The organism is Propionivibrio sp., assembly GCF_029255185.1.
Classification (GTDB): domain Bacteria; phylum Pseudomonadota; class Gammaproteobacteria; order Burkholderiales; family Rhodocyclaceae; genus Propionivibrio.
This window is the reverse complement of sequence record NZ_JAPUVO010000110.1, coordinates 1-23,371: the sequence shown is the minus strand read 5'-3', so window position 1 is coordinate 23,371 and position 23,371 is coordinate 1. Positions and strand designations below refer to the sequence as shown.

Annotated in this window: 30 protein-coding genes; 29 read left to right on the top strand and 1 reads right to left on the bottom strand. The window is 64.7% G+C overall.

Annotation, left to right across the window (positions count from 1 at the left end; genetic code table 11):
* From Q1J43_RS10005 to Q1J43_RS09865, 29 genes are all read left to right on the top strand, one after another.
* On the top strand, window positions 1–491 hold a 491-nt coding region (locus tag Q1J43_RS10005; RefSeq protein ID WP_366141877.1), incomplete at its 5' end, for an elements of external origin.
* Complete coding sequence (locus tag Q1J43_RS10000; protein WP_301102354.1) at window positions 491–2,455, top strand: phage terminase large subunit family protein; 1,965 nt, start codon at window positions 491–493, stop codon at window positions 2,453–2,455. The genes Q1J43_RS10005 and Q1J43_RS10000, both read left to right, overlap by 1 nt.
* A gap of 24 nt (window positions 2,456–2,479) precedes the next feature.
* The gene (locus Q1J43_RS09995; RefSeq protein WP_301102353.1) at window positions 2,480–2,971 is read left to right on the top strand and encodes a hypothetical protein; all 492 of its coding nucleotides are present in this window, start codon (window positions 2,480–2,482) and stop codon (window positions 2,969–2,971) included.
* 3 nt (window positions 2,972–2,974) lie between these two features.
* The gene (locus Q1J43_RS09990) at window positions 2,975–3,367 is read left to right on the top strand and encodes a hypothetical protein (RefSeq protein WP_301102352.1); all 393 of its coding nucleotides are present in this window, start codon (window positions 2,975–2,977) and stop codon (window positions 3,365–3,367) included.
* On the top strand, window positions 3,364–3,594 hold the full coding sequence (locus Q1J43_RS09985; protein WP_301102351.1) for a hypothetical protein: 231 nt from the start codon (window positions 3,364–3,366) through the stop codon (window positions 3,592–3,594). The genes Q1J43_RS09990 and Q1J43_RS09985 overlap by 4 nt, the downstream gene beginning before the upstream one ends.
* Window positions 3,594–5,060 carry a phage portal protein gene (locus Q1J43_RS09980; RefSeq protein WP_301102350.1) on the top strand — a complete coding sequence of 489 codons (1,467 nt, stop codon included), beginning with the start codon at window positions 3,594–3,596 and terminating at the stop codon, window positions 5,058–5,060. Before Q1J43_RS09985 ends, Q1J43_RS09980 begins: the two co-directional genes overlap by 1 nt.
* 4 nt (window positions 5,061–5,064) lie before the next feature.
* Window positions 5,065–6,300 carry a S49 family peptidase gene (locus Q1J43_RS09975; protein ID WP_301102349.1) on the top strand — a complete coding sequence of 412 codons (1,236 nt, stop codon included), beginning with the start codon at window positions 5,065–5,067 and terminating at the stop codon, window positions 6,298–6,300.
* 1 nt (window position 6,301) lies between these two features.
* Window positions 6,302–6,679: a head decoration protein gene (locus Q1J43_RS09970; RefSeq protein WP_301102348.1), complete on the top strand. Its 378-nt coding sequence runs from the start codon at window positions 6,302–6,304 to the stop codon at window positions 6,677–6,679.
* Between the two features lie 2 nt (window positions 6,680–6,681).
* Window positions 6,682–7,686, top strand: a complete 1,005-nt coding sequence (locus Q1J43_RS09965; RefSeq protein WP_301102347.1) for a major capsid protein — start codon at window positions 6,682–6,684, stop codon at window positions 7,684–7,686.
* Window positions 7,644–7,970 (top strand): hypothetical protein, encoded by a 327-nt coding sequence (locus Q1J43_RS09960; protein WP_301102346.1) that lies wholly within the window; start codon window positions 7,644–7,646, stop codon window positions 7,968–7,970. The genes Q1J43_RS09965 and Q1J43_RS09960 overlap by 43 nt, the downstream gene beginning before the upstream one ends.
* An 8-nt stretch (window positions 7,971–7,978) precedes the next feature.
* Window positions 7,979–8,422 (top strand): hypothetical protein, encoded by a 444-nt coding sequence (locus Q1J43_RS09955; RefSeq protein ID WP_301102345.1) that lies wholly within the window; start codon window positions 7,979–7,981, stop codon window positions 8,420–8,422.
* A gap of 4 nt (window positions 8,423–8,426) precedes the next feature.
* Window positions 8,427–8,606, top strand: a complete 180-nt coding sequence (locus Q1J43_RS09950; RefSeq protein WP_301102344.1) for a hypothetical protein — start codon at window positions 8,427–8,429, stop codon at window positions 8,604–8,606.
* Window positions 8,603–9,355: a hypothetical protein gene (locus Q1J43_RS09945; protein WP_301102343.1), complete on the top strand. Its 753-nt coding sequence runs from the start codon at window positions 8,603–8,605 to the stop codon at window positions 9,353–9,355. Before Q1J43_RS09950 ends, Q1J43_RS09945 begins: the two co-directional genes overlap by 4 nt.
* A 2-nt stretch (window positions 9,356–9,357) precedes the next feature.
* Window positions 9,358–9,780, top strand: a complete 423-nt coding sequence (locus tag Q1J43_RS09940; RefSeq protein WP_301102342.1) for a DUF6631 family protein — start codon at window positions 9,358–9,360, stop codon at window positions 9,778–9,780.
* 145 nt (window positions 9,781–9,925) lie between these two features.
* Window positions 9,926–10,579, top strand: a complete 654-nt coding sequence (locus Q1J43_RS09935) for a DUF6441 family protein (protein WP_301102341.1) — start codon at window positions 9,926–9,928, stop codon at window positions 10,577–10,579.
* A 3-nt stretch (window positions 10,580–10,582) separates the two neighbouring features.
* The gene (locus Q1J43_RS09930) at window positions 10,583–13,543 is read left to right on the top strand and encodes a hypothetical protein (protein ID WP_301102340.1); all 2,961 of its coding nucleotides are present in this window, start codon (window positions 10,583–10,585) and stop codon (window positions 13,541–13,543) included.
* An 11-nt stretch (window positions 13,544–13,554) separates the two neighbouring features.
* On the top strand, window positions 13,555–15,993 hold the full coding sequence (locus Q1J43_RS09925) for a hypothetical protein (RefSeq protein ID WP_301102339.1): 2,439 nt from the start codon (window positions 13,555–13,557) through the stop codon (window positions 15,991–15,993).
* 9 nt (window positions 15,994–16,002) lie between these two features.
* Window positions 16,003–16,383 (top strand): hypothetical protein, encoded by a 381-nt coding sequence (locus Q1J43_RS09920; RefSeq protein ID WP_301102338.1) that lies wholly within the window; start codon window positions 16,003–16,005, stop codon window positions 16,381–16,383.
* A 9-nt stretch (window positions 16,384–16,392) separates the two neighbouring features.
* Window positions 16,393–17,403: a hypothetical protein gene (locus Q1J43_RS09915; protein ID WP_301102337.1), complete on the top strand. Its 1,011-nt coding sequence runs from the start codon at window positions 16,393–16,395 to the stop codon at window positions 17,401–17,403.
* Window positions 17,403–18,266 carry a hypothetical protein gene (locus tag Q1J43_RS09910; RefSeq protein WP_301102336.1) on the top strand — a complete coding sequence of 288 codons (864 nt, stop codon included), beginning with the start codon at window positions 17,403–17,405 and terminating at the stop codon, window positions 18,264–18,266. Before Q1J43_RS09915 ends, Q1J43_RS09910 begins: the two co-directional genes overlap by 1 nt.
* Window positions 18,263–19,798 (top strand): hypothetical protein, encoded by a 1,536-nt coding sequence (locus Q1J43_RS09905; protein ID WP_301102335.1) that lies wholly within the window; start codon window positions 18,263–18,265, stop codon window positions 19,796–19,798. The genes Q1J43_RS09910 and Q1J43_RS09905 overlap by 4 nt, the downstream gene beginning before the upstream one ends.
* A gap of 9 nt (window positions 19,799–19,807) precedes the next feature.
* The gene (locus tag Q1J43_RS09900; protein ID WP_301102334.1) at window positions 19,808–20,314 is read left to right on the top strand and encodes a hypothetical protein; all 507 of its coding nucleotides are present in this window, start codon (window positions 19,808–19,810) and stop codon (window positions 20,312–20,314) included.
* A 10-nt stretch (window positions 20,315–20,324) separates the two neighbouring features.
* Window positions 20,325–20,621 (top strand): hypothetical protein, encoded by a 297-nt coding sequence (locus tag Q1J43_RS09895; protein ID WP_301102333.1) that lies wholly within the window; start codon window positions 20,325–20,327, stop codon window positions 20,619–20,621.
* Window positions 20,618–20,836 carry a hypothetical protein gene (locus Q1J43_RS09890; protein WP_301102332.1) on the top strand — a complete coding sequence of 73 codons (219 nt, stop codon included), beginning with the start codon at window positions 20,618–20,620 and terminating at the stop codon, window positions 20,834–20,836. The genes Q1J43_RS09895 and Q1J43_RS09890 overlap by 4 nt, the downstream gene beginning before the upstream one ends.
* A gap of 20 nt (window positions 20,837–20,856) precedes the next feature.
* A complete protein-coding gene (locus Q1J43_RS09885) occupies window positions 20,857–21,090 on the top strand; it encodes a hypothetical protein (protein ID WP_301102331.1) in 234 nt (77 codons plus the stop codon).
* Window positions 21,091–21,163: 73 nt separating this feature from the next.
* Entirely contained in the window at window positions 21,164–21,457 is a 294-nt protein-coding gene (locus Q1J43_RS09880) for a DUF6127 family protein (protein WP_301102330.1), read from the top strand.
* Window positions 21,454–21,930 (top strand): hypothetical protein, encoded by a 477-nt coding sequence (locus tag Q1J43_RS09875; protein WP_301102329.1) that lies wholly within the window; start codon window positions 21,454–21,456, stop codon window positions 21,928–21,930. The genes Q1J43_RS09880 and Q1J43_RS09875 overlap by 4 nt, the downstream gene beginning before the upstream one ends.
* Window positions 21,930–22,385: a lysozyme gene (locus tag Q1J43_RS09870; RefSeq protein ID WP_301102328.1), complete on the top strand. Its 456-nt coding sequence runs from the start codon at window positions 21,930–21,932 to the stop codon at window positions 22,383–22,385. The genes Q1J43_RS09875 and Q1J43_RS09870 overlap by 1 nt, the downstream gene beginning before the upstream one ends.
* Window positions 22,386–22,424: 39 nt before the next feature.
* A complete protein-coding gene (locus Q1J43_RS09865; protein ID WP_301102327.1) occupies window positions 22,425–22,652 on the top strand; it encodes a hypothetical protein in 228 nt (75 codons plus the stop codon).
* Window positions 22,653–22,716: 64 nt separating this feature from the next.
* On the opposite strand, the gene Q1J43_RS09860 is transcribed toward Q1J43_RS09865, so the two are convergent.
* Window positions 22,717–23,199 carry a hypothetical protein gene (locus tag Q1J43_RS09860; protein WP_301102326.1) on the bottom strand — a complete coding sequence of 161 codons (483 nt, stop codon included), beginning with the start codon at window positions 23,197–23,199 and terminating at the stop codon, window positions 22,717–22,719.
* Window positions 23,200–23,371 lie beyond the last annotated feature (172 nt).

Here is a 23,371-nt window from a genome sequence, read left to right as displayed (position 1 = left end):
TGTCGGACACCGCCGTGCACAAGGCCATTCGTGCCGGGCGGATCACGCCGGAGGCCGATGGCAGCATCGATCCGGACAAGGCCGACCGGGACTGGGCGAAGAATTCCGACACGCCCAAGGAGGGCACCAAGCGCCGGTCTGAAACGGTCGCGGTCAAGGAGCCTGCCGGCGAGCCGGTCGCTCCTGCGCTGAATGCTGGTGGCACGTCGTTGCTGCAGGCCCGCACCGTCAACGAGGTGGTCAAGGCACAGACCAACAAGGTGCGCCTGGCGCGCCTCAAGGGTGAACTGGTCGACCGGCCACAGGCCATCGCCCACGTTTTCAAGCTGGCCCGCGCCGAGCGGGACGCCTGGCTCAACTGGCCGGCGCGCATTTCGGCGCAGATGGCGGCGAAGCTCGGCGTCGATGTTCATACCTTGCACGTCGCGCTGGAAACCGCCGTGCGGGAACACTTGCAGGAATTGGGCGAGGTTCGCCCACGGGTAGATTGATGCTGGATGCAGATTACGAAGGGGCGCTCGACATCGAGCGTGCCTGGCGGGAGGGGCTGACGCCCGATCCCTTGCTCACGGTATCGGAGTGGTCGGATCGCCACCGGATGCTCTCCAGCAAGGCATCCGCCGAGCCGGGCCGCTGGCGCACCAGCCGCACGCCGTATCTGAAGGCGATCATGGATTGCCTGTCGCCAATGTCGGCGGTGGAGCGCATCGTGTTCATGAAGGCGGCGCAACTGGGCGCGACCGAGATGGGCAACAACTGGATCGGCTACGTGATCCACCACGCCCCTGGCCCGATGATGGCGGTGTCACCGACGGTGGAGATGGCCAAGCGCAACTCCAAGCAGCGGATCGACCCGCTGATCGAGGAGTCGCCGGTGCTGGCGGAACTGATCGCGCCGGCGCGGAGCCGCGATGCCGGCAACACCATTCTGGCGAAGGAGTTTCGCGGCGGCGTGCTGGTGATGACGGGCGCGAACAGCGCGGTCGGCCTGCGCTCGATGCCGGTGCGGTATCTCTTCCTCGACGAGGTCGACGGCTATCCGTCCGACGTCGATGGCGAGGGCGATGCGATCTCGCTCGCAGAAGCGCGCACGCGCACCTTCGCGCGGCGGAAGATTTTCATCGTCTCGACGCCGACCATCGCCGGGGCCAGCAGCATCGAGCGCGAGTACGAGGCCAGCGACCAGCGCCGCTACTTCCTGCCGTGCCCGCACTGCTCGCACCGGCAGTGGCTGCGCTTCGAGCAGCTGCGCTGGGAGAAGGGACAGCCGGAAACAGCGGCCTACGTGTGCGAGGCGTGCGACGAGCCGATCCCGGAGCAGCACAAGACCTGGATGCTGGAACACGGTGAGTGGCGTGCGCTGGTGCCGGAGAACGGGGCCAAGACCGCCGGCTTCCACCTCTCGTCCCTGTACAGCCCGGTCGGCTGGCGTAGCTGGCGGGAGATCGCCGCCGCCTGGGAGAGTGCAGTGAACAAGGAATCCGGATCGGCGGCCGCCATCAAGACCTTCAAGAACACAGAGCTTGGCGAGACGTGGGTCGAGGAAGGCGAAGCCCCCGACTGGCAGCGCCTCATCGAGCGGCGCGAGGAGTATTCCATTGGACGCATCCCGGTCGGCGGCCTGCTGCTGGTTGGTGGTGCCGACGTCCAGAAGGATCGCATTGAGGCGTCGATCTGGGCCTTCGGGCGCGGCAAGGAATCCTGGCTCGTCGAACACCGGGTGCTGATGGGCGACACCGCCCGCGATGCGGTGTGGAAACGCCTTGGTGAGCTGATCGCCGAGACGTGGTCACACGAGTCGGGCGCGCAATTGCCGCTCGCCCGGTTCGCCCTGGACACGGGCTTCGCTACGCAGGAGGCCTACACCTTCGTGCGTCTGGCGCGCGATCCCCGCGTGATGGCGGTCAAGGGGGTGCCCAAGGGGGCGGCCCTGATCGGCACGCCGACGGCGGTCGACCTCTCGCAGGGCGGCAAGAAGCTGCGCCGGGGCATCAAGGTGTTCTCGGTTGCGGTCGGCATTGCCAAGCTGGAGTTCTACAACAACCTGCGCAAAGCCGCCGACGTGCTGGAGGATGGGGTCACCCTGCGTTACCCCACCGGCTTCGTGCACCTGCCGAAGGTCGATGCCGAATTCGTGCAGCAGCTGTGCGCCGAGCAACTGATCACGCGCCGCGACCGCAACGGCTTCGCTATCCGCGAGTGGCAGAAGATGCGCGAGCGCAACGAAGCCTTGGACTGCTACGTGTATGCCCGCGCGGCAGCCAGTGCTGCCGGCCTCGACCGCTTCGAGGAAAGGCACTGGCGCGAACTGGAACGACAAATCGGACTCTCGCCGCCCGGCGATCCCGATCCGCAAATCGAACAACCCACTGAGGCCACCCAACGCGGTGGCCTCGCTGTTTCTGGAACCCCGAGAACGGGCCGGCGCGTGATTCGCAGCCGCTGGTTCAACTGATCACCACCACTGGAGAACCCCACCATGAGTCTGCAAACCCAACTCAACAGCTTCGTCCTGCGCGTCGCGGAAGAATTCAACACCGTCAAGGGTCGCACCGGCACGCTGACCGCGCTGACCACCACCGACAAGTCGAGCCTGGTGGCGGCGATCAACGAACTGAAGGCCGCCATCCTGACGGCGGTGGCCATCGACGATTTGACGGTTGCGACCACCAGCACTTACTCCTCGTCGAAGATCGTCTCGGTGCTCGATGCCCTCAAGGCCGACATCCTCGGCGGTGCCGACCCTGCCTACGACACCCTGCTGGAACTCCAGCAAGCGCTGCAAAACGACCAGACCGGCATCGCCGCGCTGACTGCTGCCATCGACAAGCGCGTGCGCTTCGATGCGGCGCAAACGCTGACCGTCCCCGAGCAGACGCAAGCGCGCGACAACATTGGCGCGGTCGCCGCTACTGACATCGGTGACACAAGCACCGACTTCGTGGCGATCTTCAACGCCGCCCTGGTGTAAGTGATGGGCCTCGTCGCGCAACTGTCGGCGCTCGCCACCCGCATCGGCACCGAGATCAAGGGCCTGATCCGTCCCGAGCATCCCGGGCTTGCCCGGGCCTGGGTGAATTTCGGCTATGTGGGTGGCGCGATCCAGCTTCGCGCCGCCTACAACGTCTCCTCGGTGACCCGCTTGGGAACGGGCCGCTACCGCATCGAGTTCGAGACGCCGTTTCCCGATGCCAAGTACTGCTGGGTCGCCACCGGCAGGAGCAATACCGCGACGGGAACCATCCGTTTTGCGGCGGCCCGAGGCACAACGGACGGAAAAATCGAGGCAGGCCTGGAGATCGTCTGCATCTCGTCCTCGGCGTCGTTGGCCGACACGCCAGAAATCAGCCTGGTGGTCTATCGATGAGCATCTCGACCTACACCGAAGCCCAGTTGCAGGCCCTACGTGATGCCTTGGCCAAGGGCGAGAAGCGCGTCACCTTCGGCGACAAGACGGTCGAGTACCGCACCGTCGAGGAACTGAAGCAGGCCATCGCCGAGGTCGAAGCCGCAATGCACAAGGATGCCGTAGCCACCGGCCTGTATCCGCGTGCGCCGCGCCAGATCCGAGTGACCACCGGGAAGGGCTTCTGATGAGCTGGATGACCCGAATTCGTACCCTGTTCGCCGGTGCGCCCGCGCACGAGGCAGCCGGGCGCGGCCGTCGCGCACTCGCGTGGATGCCGGGCAATCCCGGCGCGGTGGCCGCAATGCTGGCGACCTCCAACGAGCTGCGCGTCAAATCCCGGGATCTGGTGCGCCGGAATGCCTGGGCCAATGCCGGCATCGAGGCCTTCGTCGCCAATGCCGTCGGCACCGGAATCAAGCCGCAGTCGATGGCGCAGGACGAAACCTTCCGCGTCGCCGTGCAAGCGCTCTGGCGCGACTGGACGGAAGAAGCTGACGCTACGGGGCAGACCGATTTCTATGGTCTGCAGTCCCTCGCCGCGCGTGCGATGTGCGAGGGCGGTGAGTGCTTCATCCGGCTGCGCCCCCGGCGTCCCGAGGATCGTCTGACCGTGCCGCTTCAACTGCAGCTGCTGGAAGCCGAGCACCTGCCGCTGACGCTCAACACCGAATTGCCCTCGGGCAACGTGGTGCGCTCCGGCATCGAGTTCGATGCGATGGGGCGGCGTGTGGCCTACCACCTCTACCGCTCGCACCCCGAGGACGGTCGGCTCTCGCCGATGTCGGGCCAGGGTGGGCAGGATACCGTGCGGGTGCCGGCGGCCGAGATCATGCACCTCTACCGCGTGCTGCGGCCCGGCCAGATTCGCGGCGAGCCGTGGCTGGCCCGGGCACTCGTGAAGCTGAACGAGCTCGACCAGTACGACGACGCCGAACTGGTGCGCAAGAAAACCGCCGCGATGTTCGCCGGCTTCATCACCCGCCTTGCCCCCGAGGACAATCTTATGGGCGAAGGCCTGTCGGATGCCGACGGCGTGGCGCTCGCTGGCCTGGAGCCGGGTACCTTGCAAATCCTGGAGCCGGGCGAGGATGTGAAATTCTCCGACCCTGCTGATGTAGGTGGCAGCTACGCGGAATTTCTGCGCACCCAGTTTCGGGCAGTGGCCGCCGCCATCGGCATTACCTACGAGCAACTGACCGGCGACCTGACGGGCGTGAATTACTCGTCCATCCGCGCCGGGCTGCTGGAGTTTCGCCGCCGAATGGAGGCCATCCAGCACGGCGTGATCGTCCATCAACTGTGCCGCCCGGTGTGGAATGCCTGGCTAGATCAGGCTGTGCTCTCCGGTGCCGTCACCGCACCAGGGTTTGCCCGCCGTCGCCGCGAGTACGCCGCCTGCAAGTGGATTCCGCAGGGCTGGCAGTGGGTCGATCCGGAGAAAGAGTTCAAGGCAATGCTGCTGGCGATTCGTGCCGGTCTGATGTCCCGGTCGGAGGCGATCTCGGCCTTCGGCATGGACGCCGAGGACGTCGACCGCGAGATCGCCGCCGACAACGCCCGGGCCGATGCGCTCGGACTGATCCTCGATTCCGATCCGCGCAAGGCCGCCAAGGCCGCTACGGCAACCCCGCCGCCCCCACCTCAGGACTGATCCCATGACTCTGTTGCCCCATATGGCGGCGCGCCTCTTCGGTGGGCCGCTGATGATCCATCGCCCCAAGCTCGAGGTGATCCTCGCTGTGCTGGGCCCGCGCATTGGTCTGCCGCAGGCGGCCGTGCCAAGCGATGCCATTCCGGATCGAGTCGCCACACCGAGCGGTGCCACCGGCATCGCCGTGCTGCCGGTCTACGGAACGCTCGTGCGCCGCACGGTCGGACTGGAAGCCGAATCCGGCCTCGCCAGTTACCAGGGCGTCGCCACGATGTTGGACGCGGCGGTGGCTGACCCCAACGTCGCGGCGATCCTGCTCGACATCGACAGTGCCGGTGGCGAATCGGGTGGCGTGTTCGATCTGGCCGACCGGGTACACGCTGCCACGAAGGTCAAGCCGGTCTGGGCGCTGGCCAACGACATGGCCTTCTCGGCGGCCTATGCCATCGGCTCGGCCGCCAGTCGTCTCATCGTCACCCGCACCGGCGGCGTCGGCTCCATCGGGGTCATTGCGATGCACGCCGACCAGTCGGTGAAGGATGCCAAGGACGGCGTGCGCTACACGACTGTTTTCGCCGGGGCGCGCAAGAACGATCTCAACCCGCACGAGCCGATCTCCGACGAAGCGCACGCTTTTCTCAAGGCCGAAGTCGGGCGCGTCTATGACCTGTTCGTCGATACCGTCGCCCGCCACCGGAATCTCTCGGCGGACGCGGTGCGGGCCACCGAGGCCGGCATCTATTTCGGGGCCGACGCGGTCGCCGCAGGGCTTGCCGATGCCGTCGGCACCTTCGACGACGTGCTGCTCGAACTCACCGATTCGCTTTCCCAACGTCTTGTGTTGCCGGCTGCCGTTTCCACGGTCGCGGCCGCGCAGGGCATTTCCTCGCAACTCAGACTGGAGACATCCATGAATGAACCCGCAACCCCTGCTGCTGATGGGACTGGCGTTGATCCTGATCGCGCTACTCCTGCAACGCCCACCCCGGCAATGACCATCGACGACGCCCAGGAGGTCGCCGAACTCTGCGCGCTGGCCGGCTGCCCCGAACGCATCCCCGGTCACCTCGCCGCGCGCACGTCGCCCGCCAAAGTGCGCAGCCAACTGCTGACCGCCCGCGCCGACAGTCCGGAAATCACCAGCCACATCGCACCGGATGCGGCCAAGCCGAATCCCCAATCCCTCAACGACAACCCGCTGGTGATGGCCGCTCGTGCCCGTGCCGGCAAGGAGAACTGAAATGCCCGCCATCACCGAAGGACTCAACCTCGGCGACCTTCTGAAGTACGAAGCGCCGAACCTGTTTTCCCGCGACCAGGTGACGGTCGCCTCCGGCCAGACGCTGCCCCTGGGTGCGGTGGTCGGCATCGTGACCGCCACCGGCAAGGTCAAGCAGATCGACCCGAGCGCCACCGACGGCAGTCAGTACGCCGCAGGTGTGCTGATGCAGCCGTGTGACGCGGCGCTCATCGACCGTGAGGACGGACTGATGGTGGCGCGTCACGCCATCGTCGCCGACCACGCCCTGACCTGGCCCGCCGCCATCACCGCCGCCGAGAAGCAGGCCGCCGTCCTGCAGCTCAAGAGCCTCGGCGTCCTCATCCGCAAAGGAGTCTGACCATGAACAACCCCTTCGACAATCCATCGTTCTCGATGTCGGCGCTGACCGCCGCCATCAACATCCTGCCCAACAACTACGGCCTCATGGAAAGCATGGGCCTGTTCCCGACCAAGCCGGTGCGCTTCCGCTCCGTCGTGGTGGAGGAGAAGAACGGCATCCTGACCCTGCTGCCGACGATGCCTGTCGGCTCGCCCGGCACCGTCGGCAAGCGCGGCAAACGCAAGCTGCGCTCGTTCGCCATCCCTCACATCCCGCACGACGATGTGGTTCTGCCCGAGGAAGTTCAGGGTATCCGCGCCTTCGGTTCCGAAACCGAAGTACAGACCGTCGCGGCAGTGATGGCCGAGCACCTGCAGACGATGCGCAACAAGCACGCCATCACCCTGGAGCATCTGCGCATCGGCGCGCTCAAGGGCATCATCCTCGATGCCGACGGCTCGGAGCTCTACAACCTCTTCGACCTGTTCGACATCACGCCGAAGGTGGTCAACTTTCAGCTGAGCAACGCTGCGACGGACGTGAAGAAGAAGTGCCTCGATCTCAAGCGCTACCTCGAGAAGAACCTCAAGGGCGAGCGGATGAGCGGAGTGCACTGCCTGGTTTCCGAGGAATTCTTCGACGCGCTGACCAGTCACGACAACGTCAAGGCTGCCTACGACCGTTGGCAGGATGGTCTGGCCCTGCGTTCCGATCTGCGCTCGAGTTTCACCTTCGCCGGGATCACCTTCGAGGAATATTCGGGCGAGGCCAGCGACGGCGACGACAACGTGCATCGCTTCATCGCTGCCGGCGAGGGGCACGCCTTCCCGCTCGGCACGGTGGATACCTTCGCCACTTACTTCGCGCCCGCCGACTTCAACGAGACGGCGAATACACTGGGCCAGCCGCTGTACGCCAAGCAGGAACCTCGCAAGTTCGAGCGCGGTACCGACATCCACACCCAGTCCAATCCGCTGCCGATGTGCCATCGGCCAGCCGTGCTGGTGAAGGTGCTGGCGTCCTGATGGCCTTCGTTGAGGACATCTACGACGCGGCGGCACGCTCAAACCTGCTGACGCGGGCAATCGTCGGGGGTACGGAGGTCATGGTCGATTTCCGTGCCCCCGATGAGGACGTGCTCGACGGTCTGGGCGTCTCGCGCAACCACACCATCCGCTATCCGGTCAGCCGGCTGCCGTCACTGGCCGCAGGCAACACACTGGAAATCGCGGGCCAGTCCTATCGCGTGCGAGAAGTGACCGCGATGGGCGACGGCTCCGAGGCCCGCGCCTCGCTTACCCGACTGTAGGACTGGCCATGCCCAACTCGATCCGCGAGCAGATTCTGCAAGCGGTGACGGGGCTTCTTGTGCCTGTCGCCGCCGCAGTCGGGGCGCAGGTTCTGCGCTCGCCGCCGACCGGTATCACGCGCGAGCAGTCGCCGGCCCTGCTGGTGTTCCCCGAGTCCGATGCCATCTCCCAGCGCCCCAACGACCGCGTCGAGCGGCAACTGGTCGTGCGGGTGGTGGCACTGGCCCGAGAAACCGGCAGCGAAACGCCGGAGGTGATCGCCGACCGGTTGCTGGTGGCCACCCACGCGGCGCTGCTGGCCGACGCCAATCTTGGCGGCCTGTGTCTCGGCATCCGCGAACTGGACTGCGAGTGGGATGTGGAGGACGCCGATGCCACGGCAGCCGCCATTCCGGCTCGCTACCAGATCACCTACCGCACGCTGGCCGCCGATCTCTCAACCCGAGGATGAACCCATGCCCAACCAAACCGTTGAACTGTTGAAACCCCACACGCACACCGGCGTCGCCTACCCACCGAGTGCAGTCATCACGCTCGACGACGACCTGGCGAAATGGCTTGTCGATGCCGGCATCGCCCGGACTGTGCAGCCGATCCCGAAACCCATCCCCCGCAATGAGGAGAAATCCAAGTGAGCTACTACGCATCTTTCCAAGGCCGGGTCTATCTCGGCAAGCGCGACATCAACGGCCTGCCTATCGAGGTGCGCTGCCCCGGCAACGTCGCCGACCTGAAGCTGTCCCTCAAAACCGAAGTGCTGGAACACTACGAGTCGCAGTCGGGCCAGCGTTCGCTCGATCACCGGATGATCAAGAGCAAGTCGGCGACGATCAATCTGTCCATCGAAGAATTCACCAAAGAAAACCTCGCGCTCGCCCTTTACGGCACCCACGTCGCCACGACCGGCGGCACGGTGACCGACGAGCCGGTGGGTGGCGCAACCCCGGTGGTCGGCGACCGCTACTTCCTTGCCCATCCCAAGGTGTCGACGCTGGTCGTCAAGGATTCCGCCGGCACGCCGGCCACGCTGACGCTGGGCACACACTACACCGCCGACACCGACTTCGGTGCCCTCCAGTTTCTGGATACCACCGGCCTCACCGCCCCATTCAAGGCGAGCTACGCCTTCGGTGACGTCTCGGAGATCGGCATCTTCACGCAGCCGCTGCCCGAGCGCTACCTGCGCCTGGAGGGACTCAACACCGCCCAGGGCAACGCCAAGGTGCTGGTCGAGCTTTACCGCGTGGCCTTCGATCCACTGAAGGAACTGGCGCTGATCTCGAACGAGTACAACAAGTTCAATCTGGAAGGCTCGCTGCTGGCCGATTCGACGAAACCCTACGACGCGGTGCTGGGTCAGTTCGGCCGCATCGTGCAGATCTGATCATGGACGCGCAAACCTTCGCGGCGCTGCCGCCGGTTGCCGAAACCGTGATCATCGGCGGCGAGACGCTCGACATCACGCCCCTCAAGGTGGGCGAGCTGCCGATCTTCGCCCGCACCATCCGTCCCATCGCCGGCAAGCTCGGCCCCGATCCCGACTGGTTGCGCCTGCTGTCCGAGGACGGCGAGTCGGTGATCCTGGCGCTGGCCATCGCCTGCCGCCGCCCGCCGGACTGGGTGTCGGGCCTTGCCTTGGACGACGCGATCCGGCTGGCCGAGGCGGTGTTCGGGGCCAACGCGGATTTTTTTATCCGCCGCGTGGTACCGGAAATCACGCGGGTGAGCCAAACCCTCGGCACGCTGATCCCTGGTCAGATGCCCTCCAGCGGCTCATCCGATCCGGCCACCGTTACCCCGACGTCCTGAGCTACACGCTCGCGCAACTGCGGGCATTTCTCGCGGCCATCGACCGTGATGAACGCGACGATCTGGCGGCGCAGTTCGCCTTGCTGGTTACTGCCCAACGCGGCGGCAGCGCCGAGATCAAACAGCTGCTGAAGGAACTCTCTCGATGAAACTCTCGCTCACCACCTCGGGCCTGCTCGACCCGAAGCGGCTCGACAGCTGGGTGCCGGAGAAGCGTCGGGCGATCCGGAAGGCGGTCGAGGCCGGGATGAAGGTCGCAGGCAAGGAGATCGCCCAGGCGGCCCAGTCCCGGATGCAGTCGGCCTTCAAGGTAAGGAAAGCCGGCTTCGTGAAGTCGATGCGCCACAAGCTCTATGCCGGCAGCCCTGAGAAATTCCCGGCGCTGCTGGTCGGCTCGCGCATTTCGTGGATGGGCATCCACGTCCGTGGAGGCACCATCGGCGGGCGACTCCTGATTCCGCTTCTGCCCGAGCACCAGCGCATCGGCCGCAAGGCGTTCCGGCGCGTGATCGACGGCCTGATGCGCGCCGGCAATGCCTTCTTCATCGAGAAGAACGGCAAGGTGATCCTGATGGCCGAGAACATCAAGGACAACACAGCCGAACTGCGCCGCTTCAAGCGTGCCGAACGCGGCCGCACCGGCGCGAAGTCGATCAAGCGCGGCCAGGAGATTCCCATCGCCGTGCTGGTGCCGAGCGTGACCCTGCGAGGGCGCTTCGACTTGCCCGGCCTCGTGCGCTCGCAAATGCCCAAGCTGTCCACCGCGATCCTGCAACAACTCAACGCACAAGGTTTGTAACCCGTGGCCTCTGACCGCGCCCAAATTCTCATCACTGCCATTGACCAGACCAAGGCTGCGCTCGCCTCGGTTAAGGCAAATCTGGAGGGCCTCTCAATGGCCGCCAGCAAGGTCAATGGCGTGCTGGCTGGTTTGGGAGCGGCCTTGTCGCTGGGCGCGCTGGTTGCCGCCGGCAAGGCGGCGCTCGACACCGCCGACAACCTCTCCAAGCTCTCACAGAAAACCGGCATTTCCGTCGAGTCACTGTCGCTCCTGAAACCCATCGCCGAGCAGTCCGGCATTTCGCTGGAGGGACTGGCCAAGGGGATGCAGAAGCTGGCGACCGCGATGGTCGAGGCGGCGGGAGGTTCGAAGGAGCAGGTCGAGGCCTTCAGCCGGCTGGGCGTCTCGGTCAAGGATGCTACCGGCCAGCTACGCCCAACCGAGGAAGTGCTACTCGATCTGGCCGATGCCTTCGCCGCCATGCCGGATGGGGCCGAGAAGTCGGCACTGGCCGTGAAGCTCTTTGGCAAGAGTGGGGTCGAGCTGATCCCCTTCCTCAACCAGGGGCGGGCCGGCATCGAGGAACTCAAGCAGAAGTTCAAGGAGCTGGGCCTCGAGATCAGCGGCGACACCGCCAAGGCCGCCGAGAAATTCAACGACACGCTCGACACGGTGAAGCAGGCTCTCTCCGGTATCGCCATGAAGGTGGCGGAAGCCGCGCTGCCGGCTCTGCAGGCGCTGGCTGACGCACTGGTGGCCCTGGCCAGCCACGGCGAAGAGATCATGGCGGTGCTGCGCGTGCTCGGCGAGATCGTCGTCACCGTGCTGGCCATCAAGGGTGTCGCAGCGGCGGCCAAGCTGCTCGAAGCGGTGAACGTCCTCAAGGCGGCCTTCATGCGCTTCCTGCCGGTGCTCGCCGCCGTCGCCGTCTGGGAGATGGGGCGCGGCATCGTGAATATGGTGCAGGACATCCGCGAGACCAACCGCGCCATCGACGAGATGAACCGGCAGCGCCAGCAGCTGGAACAGCTGACCGCCGCGATGGAGGAACTGGCCAATACCGGCACGCTCTCCGTCAAAACCCAGATGATGCTGGCCGCGCAGGCTGCTGAGCGATTGAAGGCCGCGCTGCCCGGAACAGCAGATGCACTGCGCGCCATCCAGGGCGCGGCCACTCAGGCCGGCGAAGCGATCCGGCAGGCGCTCGAAGCCGAAACCAAGAAAGCCGCCGAAACCGTCAAGCAACTCTCAGCCAGCTACAAACAGGTCGCCGCCGATATCAAGGCGATCTGGGATGCCCGCGTTGCCGAGATCGAGTCGAACTACAAGCGACAGGAAGCGGCGGCCCAGAATGCCGCGCGCTCCGAGGCGGCTGCCATCCGCGAGTCTGCGCAAGCTCTGCTTGCCTCCGAGCGCGAAAAACTCACTGCGGTGGAAGCCGGGGCGCGGCAGATGGAGTCGGCCTGGAAGGCGACCTACGGTCAGGCCGTGGCGCTCGCCCGCGCTGCCGGTCAGGATGTGCAGGCCATCGAGCGGCAGGCAGTCGAGGCGCGCATCGCCATCAACAGCCAACTGGAGTCGGCCTACCGCGCCACCGTCGACCGGCTGATTGCCGAGGAGCAGCGCCATCTGCAGGCGGCCAAGGCGGCCGATGAAGCACGGCTCAACCTGCGCCTGTCTGTCGAGGATCGCATTCGCGAACTGTCCCGCAAGGGGATGGACGAGTACGCGGCCTATCAGGATCGGCTGCGGCAAATCGACGAGAAGCAGGCGCAGGCCCGTGCAGCACTCGCTGCCGGCAACTACGAGCAGGCCCGCAAACTTGCCGAGGAAGCCATCGCCCTGGCCGAGCGTACCGCCTCGGCGGTGACCCGCCAGGTCGAGCAGAACGGCAAGACGGTCACCCAGACCGTGGTGTCCGAAGGCCAGGCGGCGGCGACCGCCATCGGTGAAATCAAGGAGGCGGCCGGCATTGCCGATGCGGCCCTAAAGGGCTTGGGCGACGCGCACAAGCAGGCTGCCAGCGCTGCCGGCCAGGGTGCCGATGAAGCCAAACGCGCCTTGGCTTCGGTGTCCGATGAACTGGGCAAATTGCGTCAGCAACTGCTCGCGCAGGACAAACTCAAGCTCGAGGTCGACATTGAGGCCGCGAAGGCCGGCATCGAAAAACTCAAGGCGCTGACCGAGGCGCAGCAGCTCGTCGCCAAGATTCAGGCCGATACCAAGGAGGCGCAAGCCTCTCTGGAGAAACTCAAGTCCGACGCGGACAACCTGCAACTGCTCGCCAAGGTCGAAGCCGACACGAGTCAGGTCATTGCCGATATCGACCGGCTCAAGGGCACGCTGGCCGGTGCCAACGTCGAAATCCCGGCGCTGGTTTCCTTCGATCAACCCCGCCAGCAACTGGCGTCGTTCGCCTTGGATGCCAAAACGGTGCTGTCTGCGCCGACCTCGGCCACGCACACCGTGCAGCCCGACCTGAATCAGTACCGGGCGGCCGTGTCGGAACTTCTGCGGCCGACCTCGAGCACCCACACGATCTACGTCACCAAGGTCTACACCAATGCCCAGGGTGGGCTGATCCAGAAGCTGGCCGAAGGTGGGCAGGCCGTGGCCGAGGGATTTCGGCGGATGTCGGGACGCATCTTCGGGCCGGGTACCGAGACCTCGGATTCGGTGCCGGCGCTGCTCTCCCACGGCGAGTTCGTCATCCGGGCGGCGAGCGTGCGTAAGTTCGGCGAGGCCTTCTTCGCTTCGCTTAACGCGGGGTTCCTGCCCGCCATGCCGCGCTTCGCCGCTGGCGGTGCGGTGGGCAATGCCGTGAGCCAGATGGCGATGCTGGCCGGCAGCGAAAGCGCATCCGCGCGAGACGTGGTCGATTTGCGCTTCCATGTGGGCGGCAAGCCACACACCGTGCAGTCCTCGCGCGAGACGGCGATGCAACTGGCGCAGGCGCTGCGCGAACTGTCGCGGGGGGCGTGATGAAGGAACCGTTGCCAACCCCTCTGCCGGATGTGATGCCGCCACCGGGTGGGCCAGTCAAGGCCAACCTCAAGCAGGCGGTGCCCATCGAATTCTTCGCCTGCAGCTGGCAGAGCGCGCAGGACGAAGTGCGCCAGCAGCGTGACTGCGACTGGTGGATCTACGACTGGCAGAACGTGGATTTCTACTGGCTGTTCGGCAACAACTACTGGTGGATTCAGCCGCAGCCGGATCACAGTCCGCTGGCACGCCGCTACTACGATCAGGTCGTCAGCGATCTCAACAATGCTACGAGTCAGGCCTACAGCCAGTGCGAGAGTCGTCACTACGCATCGCAGTCGCAACCGGAGCCTGGCCTGCGTCTCACTGTTTCCAGCCGCCTCGACCGGGGTGCGGCGACACGCGGTAGCGCCACCGAGTCCAGCGGTATCGAGGCGCGGCTGTCGGTGCCATTCGCGGGCGGGACGACTCCGCCGCCGCCCACGCCTTGTCCGATGCTGCGGCGCGAGCTCTTCGCCAAGCCGGTCGATTTCAACTACGTGCTGCACGGGCCGGGGGGCGGCAACTTCCGCTGGGAGTGGCGGGATCAGCAGACCGTGACGCCTGACCCGTATTTCGAGCTTTACGGTCGCACCCTGAAATTCTCCGGCAGCAGCGGCTCGCAGTTCCTCGGCAGCCTGCACCTCATCATCGACCGGGTCGCCGACCTGTGGGTGCGCTTCGAGTCCCGACCGATTCCGGCCGCCGTCGCGGATCGGGTCGATCCCGCGCAGCCGCTCTCCTATCAGGTCAGCACCGGGGGCGGCTACTTCGGCATCGCGGCCGTGATCGAAGTGCTGCATGTCGAGTCGGGCCAGATCTGGTACCAGAGCGTACACGGATCGAACTACTCGCCCGGCCAGATGACCACCTGGAGTTGGTGGCCGAGTGGCTGGGAACAGATGTCGATGGACGCCAACGGCATCATCCGGCATTACAACGTGGACTGGTTCTACTGGTTCAATACCATCGACCCGGCCAGCATCGGACTGCCGACGACCGGCACCTACCGGATGCGCTACATCCTACTGGCCTACGGCTACCAGACCTACAGCCGCTCGGTGAGCAGCAATGCGCTGGGCCTTTCCGGTGACACGCGGATGTCGTGGAAGTCGATCTGGCTTTCGCACATGCCGTCGCTGATCAGCTATACGCCCGGAATGACCGACGGCATCATCCCGCCGTTCGAGGTGACCTACACGCGCAGCCCGGTGCTCTATCCGTGGCCGGCGAACGGAACCGGCATCCTGTTCGATGCCGTGTTCGACATGAAAAACATCACCACCTTCCGCTTCGTGATCAAGGTGGGCAACACCTTCGATTTCCCGGTCGGACTGGTGGTGCAAGCCTCGGGCTGGCAGGCGTGGGTGCATCTGGAGCCAGGCGAGACGAAATACCTGGCCGGCGGCGTCTCGATTTCCGGGATGGCGAACTGGAATGCCTACCCATTGCATCCGCAGTCGCCGTATTACGGCTGGCAGGGCAACTGGGGCAGCAGCTACATCTCGATGTACAACGGCCAGTGCTCGATATCCTTCAGCCTGTTTCTGACTGCACCGGACAATCCGGAAACGACGCCGGCCAACCTACCCGCGAAAAAAGCTACGCAGCGCTGGTATTGGGATCTGTCCAGTTGGGGCCCGCAATATGAGCCCGAGTGGGGCGCGATCAAGAAATACGCCCCTGACGGGCGTTACGACTACGAATACACGCTGCAGCAGTACAACCTGAATGCGGTGGCGATCACGAGCATCAACCGCTCGATCACCAAGCCCAGCTACCAGCCGCTACTCAATCCGGCAACCTACTTCGTGACCGGCTACCAGACGACGATGTATGACTGGAGCAGCCCGTGGCACAAACGCCCCTGGCCAGGCTACTCGGGATGGGGAAGCCTTTCTGCGCCGATCATGATCAACGGCGAACGCCTCACCTGGAACGGATCCCAGAACGTCTGGGTGCCGGTGGAGGCGGTGTCGATCTCGCTCACCCGCGCCATGATGCAGCAGGTGGCGGCAATGCTCGGTGTTACCGAATACGTAGTGATGGATGGCGATGACATTCGCTGGTTCGTGCCGGTCACCTACAGCCCGCCGACCTATCCCGAGTCGTTCTCGAACGTCTTGTGGATCGACCGCTTCTACACGCGGGGTGGGACGCTGATCGACGATGCGGCGATGCGATCCGCCTTCCAGACGGTGATTGCCAACAACGCCGCCAGTTGGTCGAACTACCGGAACATCGTTATCCATCCGTCGGTACGCTTCGGCAGTTTCCTCGACAACGGCGGGTTCGAGGTGGGCGACTACCTGCTGGGGCCGAACGGCGACATGGTCGAGGTGGGCAGCCTCGCCGATCTCGGCTCGGTCAGCACTCGCTTTCTGTACCACGTCCGCCCCGAGTTCCAGTAGGAGACCAACGTGATCATCTTGGACGGCATTCAACTGCCGGCGGGCCTCCTTTGGTCCGACGAATGGACAAGCAGCCGCGTCGCGCAATCCGTGCGCCGCACCCTCGACGGATCGGTGGTGGTGTTCTACGGCCAATTGCAGGCCGGGCTGCCCATCACTCTGGAATCCGAATCCGACGCTGGCTGGTTCACCCGCGCCCAGATCGAAGCGCTGGCCTTGCGCGCGGCAAGCCCGGGCGGCGTCTACACCCTGACCCTGCGCGGTGAATCGCGGCAGGTGATGTTCCGCCATCAGGACGCACCCGCCTTCGAGGCTCGACCGCTGGTGTCAGTGGCCAATCCACAAGCCGGCGATTTTTATCTCGCCACCCTGAAGCTCATGACTGTATGAGAGGAAACCATGCCTATTCTCGACAATGAAATCATCTGGCGACCCGCCGCCCTGATGTCCGACGTCACGCCCGCCCAGAACGGCGGTCGGATGGCCTTCTCGCAACTGGTGTCCGGGGTGAAGAACAATCTATTCCCGGATGTCTCGCAGTCCGAGCGACTGGCCGGCGCGGTGAAGTGGCGCAAGGCCTTCATTCACGTGAACAGTGCGCAGGACACGGCGCTACTCAACGTGCGCCTGTTCCTCGACAGCCTGACACCTGCGGGCGATTTCGTGGTGTTCCAGCCGGGCACGCAGACCGACACCGAAGATCAGATTGCCGGTCGGCCCTATGGCATCGGCACGCTCTACGCACCCATCGTCGGTGGGGCCGTCCAGATTCAAGTGGCCTGCGAACACAACGCCGAGTACGCCACCCTGCAACCGCTCCGGGTCGGCGACGTGGTACGCGTCTCGGATCGACCGAGCACCGGCGGTGCCGGCAACGAGGAATGGGTGACGGTTAGCGGAGTGAGCTACGGCACCGATTTCGCCACGGTGGATGTCTCACCCGCGCTTGTGAACAGTTACGCCACGTCGAATACGCTGGTATCCAGCGTGCTGGAACTGCCCAGCGCGGTGGCTGGCGTCACCGGGGTGTCGGTCATCAGCGGTGGTGGCAGCTTCGATTCCGCCACCGTCGGCAATCTCATCGCCCACAACAAGGGGGCGGTGGAGGAGAGCTGGACGCTCACCTTCACGAGCACCACTACCTTCACGGTGTCGGGCAACACGGTCGGCACACTGGCCAGCCCGGGATCGGTCAGCGCTGACTACGCGCCGCTGAACCCGGCGACTGGTACGCCGTACTTCACCATCAAGGCCATCGCTTGGGCTGGCACGTTCCAGATGAACGACATAGTGACCTTTGCGACGCAGCCTGCCGCGATTCCGATTTGGTATCGCCGCCAGGTGCCGGCGGGGACATTCAGCCTGGCGAACGACTTCACGTCATTGGCCATTCATGGGGAGAGTGCGTGATGCCCCGGGTCGGCTTCAAGAAAACGTGGGCTGCCGGCACGTTCGACAAGGCCGCCGTGCAGACCCTGTTCGCACACCTCAAGACCTACGTGACGAACGCCGGGTTCAACGTGTTGCTCGATACCGTCGACGGCATCGACTTCATCCGGATGGGCTCGCCGGCAGGCGCTGCCGATGATGACGTTCCGCACTGGGCGTTCAGCTTCCAGGATCAAGACCCCTACGGGGCGATCTTCGCGTACCCGGTCTACGGCAACGACTACCTCGATGCCAATGCCTACGCCCACAGCTACACCATCGTGCATTCCGCGTGGGTGGGCAATCCCTCGCCGGAGATCACGGTCTGGTTCGCCGCCGACGGCGCGGCTGGGTGGTGGTGGTTGCATGCCAGCCAGGTCGACACCAACAGCACCACCGGCGTGTCGATGCGCTTCGCTGTTGCCGGCGCGACATCGCGGCGCTATCCATCTGATACCCACCAGGGGCTGTGCGCCCGTTACGGCATCTGGGATCCATGGGGCGATTGGGAGCCAGCCTACGCGAAGGACGAAGATGGAGTGATCGACACGTACCCCTGGACGGGCACGTGGTCGCCCTTCGGCGAGGGTTGGACATTCAATGGCAAGCGTCACGCCGGGTCGCCGATTCCCAAAATGGCTGTGCCGCAGTTCCCCAATCGGGACGGCGGCATTAGTGCCTGCATCCTCGGCGAGTTCAACGAGATTCTGATCCTCACCGACGGCTACGCCCAGGAGGAGACCGTGGTGCCGGGCTGGATCGCGATGATCGGCGACGAGTGGGATCAGCCCTACGCCGTGCCGGCCCCGCCCCAGTTTGACGACCCGGACGCCGGCCCGTTATGACCCTCGGGATCTCGCTCGCCCTCACGCTGGGGGCGGGGCTCTACGCCGACTCGGGGCCAACCGTTCTCAAGCGGCGGTTCGAGGCCGCGTGGGGCAAGACGGAAGTCTTCGTGACCAATGCCACACCGTGGGAACTGGCTCGGGAACGCGCGTGGCAGCACGCGGAAAGCTGGTCGATCCGCTTTGTGCAGAATCTCCAGTCGCCCTACGGGCTGCGGCTGGAAGGTGGAAGCCGGTATCCCTACGGGGACATGCGCCAGCACCGCCGGAACATCTCGGCGGCCTGGGGCGACGTGCATCAGACCAAGGCTCGCCACGTCATTCCGTACACCGATCTCGGCACCTGCCGGAAATCGATGCGGGCGGCGTACTGGCTCACCCAGCAGGTCGCGGCCAGGCAGGTGCTCGGGTACGACGTGACCAACGTCGATCCGGTTGCCAAGCGGCTGACGGCGTCCTGGTCGATCCTCGATGACGCCCGTCTGCAGGCGGTGGTGAACAGCCCGGAACTCGTCTGGCACGACCAGCGGATTCGCATCGTTGAGGCGACCCTTTCCTGCGACGAGGAGAGCCCGGTCTGGATCGCGCGGGTCGAGATCGCGGCCATCACCGATTTCGCCGCCATTGGCATCGGCGACACGATCACCCTCGTTCTGGGACTGGAAACCTTCGCGCTGGTGGTCGACGGCAAGACGCTGTCGCGTGCCTCGGTCGCCGAACAACGGATGGAACTGACAGCAGTCTCGCCCGTGGCGCTGCTCGACTCGCCCTTTGCCGGCACGATCCGGTACTACGAGGCCGGGGCGGTTTCCGCGCGTGCAGCTGTGGAATTCCTGATCGGCTCGGTCGACTGGCAACTGCCAGACTGGATCATCCCGGCAGGCCGGCTGATGCTGGAAGGCGCGACACCGCTGGCGGCCGCCCGCAATATCATTGCGGCCATCGGCGGCATCGTCGAGAGCAACCCGGATGGCTCGGTGGTCTGCCGCCGCCGTCACCCAGTCAGCATCCCGCAGTACGGGCAAGCCGTCGTCGCCCACAGCCTGTTTGATGCTGACGTGATGTTGGCGCAGGCGCAGATCGCCCCGATGCGCGGCTACAACCGGGTGACCATCGCCAACGAGGAAGGCGGCACGGGCACGTCTGCCGACCGCATCGAGTACATGGCCGATGCCGATGACGCCTACCAGGGCACGGTGCGCGCCTATCTCGCCAGCCAGCGTGCGGTGGTGCTGGCCCACACCGGGCATCCGTCCACGGTCATCGCGAGCCTTGGCGCGGTCACCCGCACTGAGAGTGAGACGGTCGAGTTCATCGAGGGGCAGACGAGCACCCGATACCCGGTGACCGCCATCGTGAACCTCGCCTGGCAACACACCGGGTTGGGCGACGTGACCGCCTCGGGCCAGAGCCTCACGGCGGCCACCAGCGGTTACAGCCTGCTTCGAATCACCTACACCACCACGTCGCTCGACTGGCGCGTGGCGCTTCCCGTCGACGAGGAAGTGCAGTTCGTGCTGGTCGATGCCTGAGGACACATCATGGCCAATGCCACCATTCGCGTTCAATTCGGCAACCCGGACGGCTCGGGTTCGGACGGACATCTTTCTGCCGAGGTCGACACCCGGCCTGATGGCCTGAACGGAGGTCGCAGTTCCTTCAGCCCGGGCGAAACCGCCTACATCCTCGTTTACAAGTCCGACAACGTCAGCATCACCGACACCATCTGCTCGGCAGGATCGCTCTCGGCGCAAGGCAGCGCCGTGGTGACGGTGACCGAGGAACTGATGTTCGAGGATGCCGATACGGCGCAGCTCGCCAAGCCGGCGCGCTCGGCGATCTCGCAGTCGGTCTGGTACGGGCGCAGCCTCGGCGGACTCACGCTGCAGTCCGACAAGGTCACGGTGAAGGCATCGAGCAAGGGCGTGGCGGTGGCCAAGGTCACCTACGACGCCCTGGCGCTGGTCTATGCCCTGTCGTCGCCATCCACGCTCAACGGCGAGACGGATTTCTCGATTCTGGCGCTCATCAAGGGGACCACATCATGAGGAGATGCGCGTGATCATCGAGGTCTACCGTGGCGACGGTGCGCGTGAGGGATCGCCCATCGTCGAGCCGCTGCTCGCCGACGATGCACTGATCCATCGGGGTGTGGCTGAGATGGATGCCAATGCCCACGCCTTCAACCGGGTCGAGATGGCGGTGGTTTTTCGGCCGGGGATTCGTCTCGGTCAGATCGTCGAGGCGACCGATCCGTCCACGGCAAGCCCGTATCGCGCCAAGGTGACCGGCATCCAGATCACGGTGTCGGAGGCGGCCATCGAAACTCAACTCACCCTGGAGCAGCCGCGATGAGCTTCGCGCTGAAGGAGCTTTCCCGTCTGCTGGCCACGGATGCGCCGGTGGTGGGCGCGGTGGTCGGCGTCGATGGATCCGTGGTGCGCGTGGCCACCGAGCGGGGTGCGGTCACCGCACGGACGCTCGACGCTGTAAATGGCGGCGACCGCGTGCAGATCAAGAACGGCATCGCCACCAAGGCACCGGTGGCCAAGCAGGTGTTTCCCGTCTGACGACAATTGGAGGAATCGAAATGAAGCAATCGACAACATTTCTGGAGCGGGTCAGACCCGCCATCGATGCCCTGCCTGATGGGGGCGACAAGGACACGCTGCTGGCCCTGGCCGAGGCGCAGGACACCATCGAGCGCGGTGACGTGCATCCGAAGCAGCGCGCACTGGCCATGCGCCGGCTGGTAGGCGGCGCTGCCGTCGTGGCCAGCAGGAAGGCCGGGCGTCCGACCCAAGGACGTGGCAAGAAGCCGTAACGCCAAAGCAACCCCAATTCACACCTGCGAACCCGCCCACGAGGCGGGTTTTGCATTTCTGGAGGACGAAAACATGGATTCCACCCAAACCGAGCGCCGGAAGATGGTGACCATCCCGCAGGAAGAATTCGAGGCGATTTTGGAGCGTGCCGCCGAGCGCGGTGCCCGGCACGCCCTGGCCGACGTCGGGTTAGACGGGCCGGAGGCTGCACATGACATCCGTGAGCTGCGTGGTCTGCTCGACGCATTCAACGAGGCCAAGAAAACCGCCGGCCTGACCATCGTGAAGATGCTGGTCACTGGTCTGGTGATGGCGCTGCTGGCAGGCGCGTTCCTGAAACTCAAGCTGTTCGGGGGTGGGCAATGATCGAGACTCTGCTTGGTGGCCTCCTCGGCGGGGCCTTCCGTCTGGCACCTGAAATTCTTAAGTGGCTCGACCGCAAGGGTGAGCGCAGTCACGAACTGGCGATGCAGGACAAGGCACTGGAGTTCGAGAAGCTGCGCGGGGCGCAACGGATGGCAGAGATCGGTGCCGCTGCCGACGCCGCGTGGAATACCGGGGCCATCGAAGCCTTGCGCGAGGCTGTGGCGGCGCAGGGGCAGCGCTCTGGCGTGCGCTGGGCCGACGCGCTGTCGATCAGTGTGCGCCCGGTGATCACCTACTGGTTCATGGCGCTCTACTGCGCTGCCAAGACAGCGGCGTTCGCCGCCGCTGTGACCGCCGGTGCCGGTTGGGGTACCGCGATCCTGCACGCCTGGACGGAGGCCGATCAGGCGCTGTGGGCCGGGGTGTTGAATTTCTGGTTCCTGGGGCGCGTGTTTGACCGGGTGCGACCGTGATGGATGTGCCGCAAGCCGCCATCGATCTGGCCAAGCGGTTCGAGGGGTTCGAGCGAAAGGCAAAGCGTGGGGTCGAGATCACCGCAATTCCCTACATCTGCCCCGCAGGTTTCTGGACGATTGGCTACGGCCACCTCTGCGACCCGAAGCATCCGCCGATCACCGAAGCGGAAGCCGAGGTCTATTTGGCGCGCGATCTGCAGACGGCGCTTGCTGCCACGCTGCGCTACTGCCCGGTATTGGCCACCAAGCCGGAGGCGCGGCTCGCAGCCATTGTGGACTTCACGTTCAATCTGGGTGCAGGGCGGCTGCAGACATCGACGCTGCGGCGGCGGATCAACCAGCGTGACTGGGGTGCTGCGGCGCGGGAGTTGCGCCGATGGGTCTATGGTGGGGGCAAGGTGTTACCAGGACTCATCGCTCGCAGGCAGGCGGAAGCGGCGCTGATCATGTGACAACCAACGGGATGCGTTTTGTCGCCGTGGATCGGGGTTATGATCAGCGCTCAGTTCTATGCAGTCGAGGTGATGATGATCGATTGGAAAGATGCGCCCAAAGGGGCGCGCTGGTGGGCGATGGATGCCAATGGTCAGGCGCACTGGTTGCTGGCGCCGAACGTGGCTCCTTCCACTGACTTCTGGTACTCCGACCAAGTACCTGCGCCCAATTTCGGCTATAGCGGCAATTGGAAAGAAAGCCTGAGGGAACGACCGGCAAACTGACAGCGCAGATCCGCACACCGTAGATATCTGCAATGGCAACGCCGATGTCAGATCAAAACAGCTGTCAAGTAGCCGCCGATAATTTCCCCCAGCGTACCCGACCAACAGCAGTCAGGCTTGAGGAAATCAACACGACCAGCATAATGGCCCCGTCAATATAAGCCGGTAAGTTCATCGCTTCTTTGGTCGCGATGAACAACAAAACAGTGATGAGTCCGCGGGGCGCCAACCAGGTGAGTGGATCGGCGAGATCGACGCGGGCCATCTGCAGGATGGCGTAGCGACTGGTATAAATGACCAGCAGCACCACACCCGCTGTTATCCAGGCGTGGGGTGAATTGAGCATCGAAAGATCCGTCCAGTAGCCCAACAGAATAAAGAAGAAACCGCGCACGGCAAACGTGAGTTCGCCGGTAAATAGCTTGAATTCATTGAGTGTTGCCGGGTAGCGCTCGTCAACCCAGTTTCTGAATGGACGAAAGCGAGTAATCAGGCTTGGATTGTTAAGCGCCAGACCAAATAGCAGGATCATGATCAGTGGTGACAAGTGCAGCAATTTGCCTACTGCGTAAAGACCGAACCGTGCTTATCCGGTTGTCTCCCAAATCCACTACCGGTAGTATGTTGAGCATCTGTGCCAACTTGGGATGGCCATGGTTATCGACGTGCTTGAACGAGACGATTTGCCGTTTCCCCGCTCGCTTCCCGAGTTTCAGCGA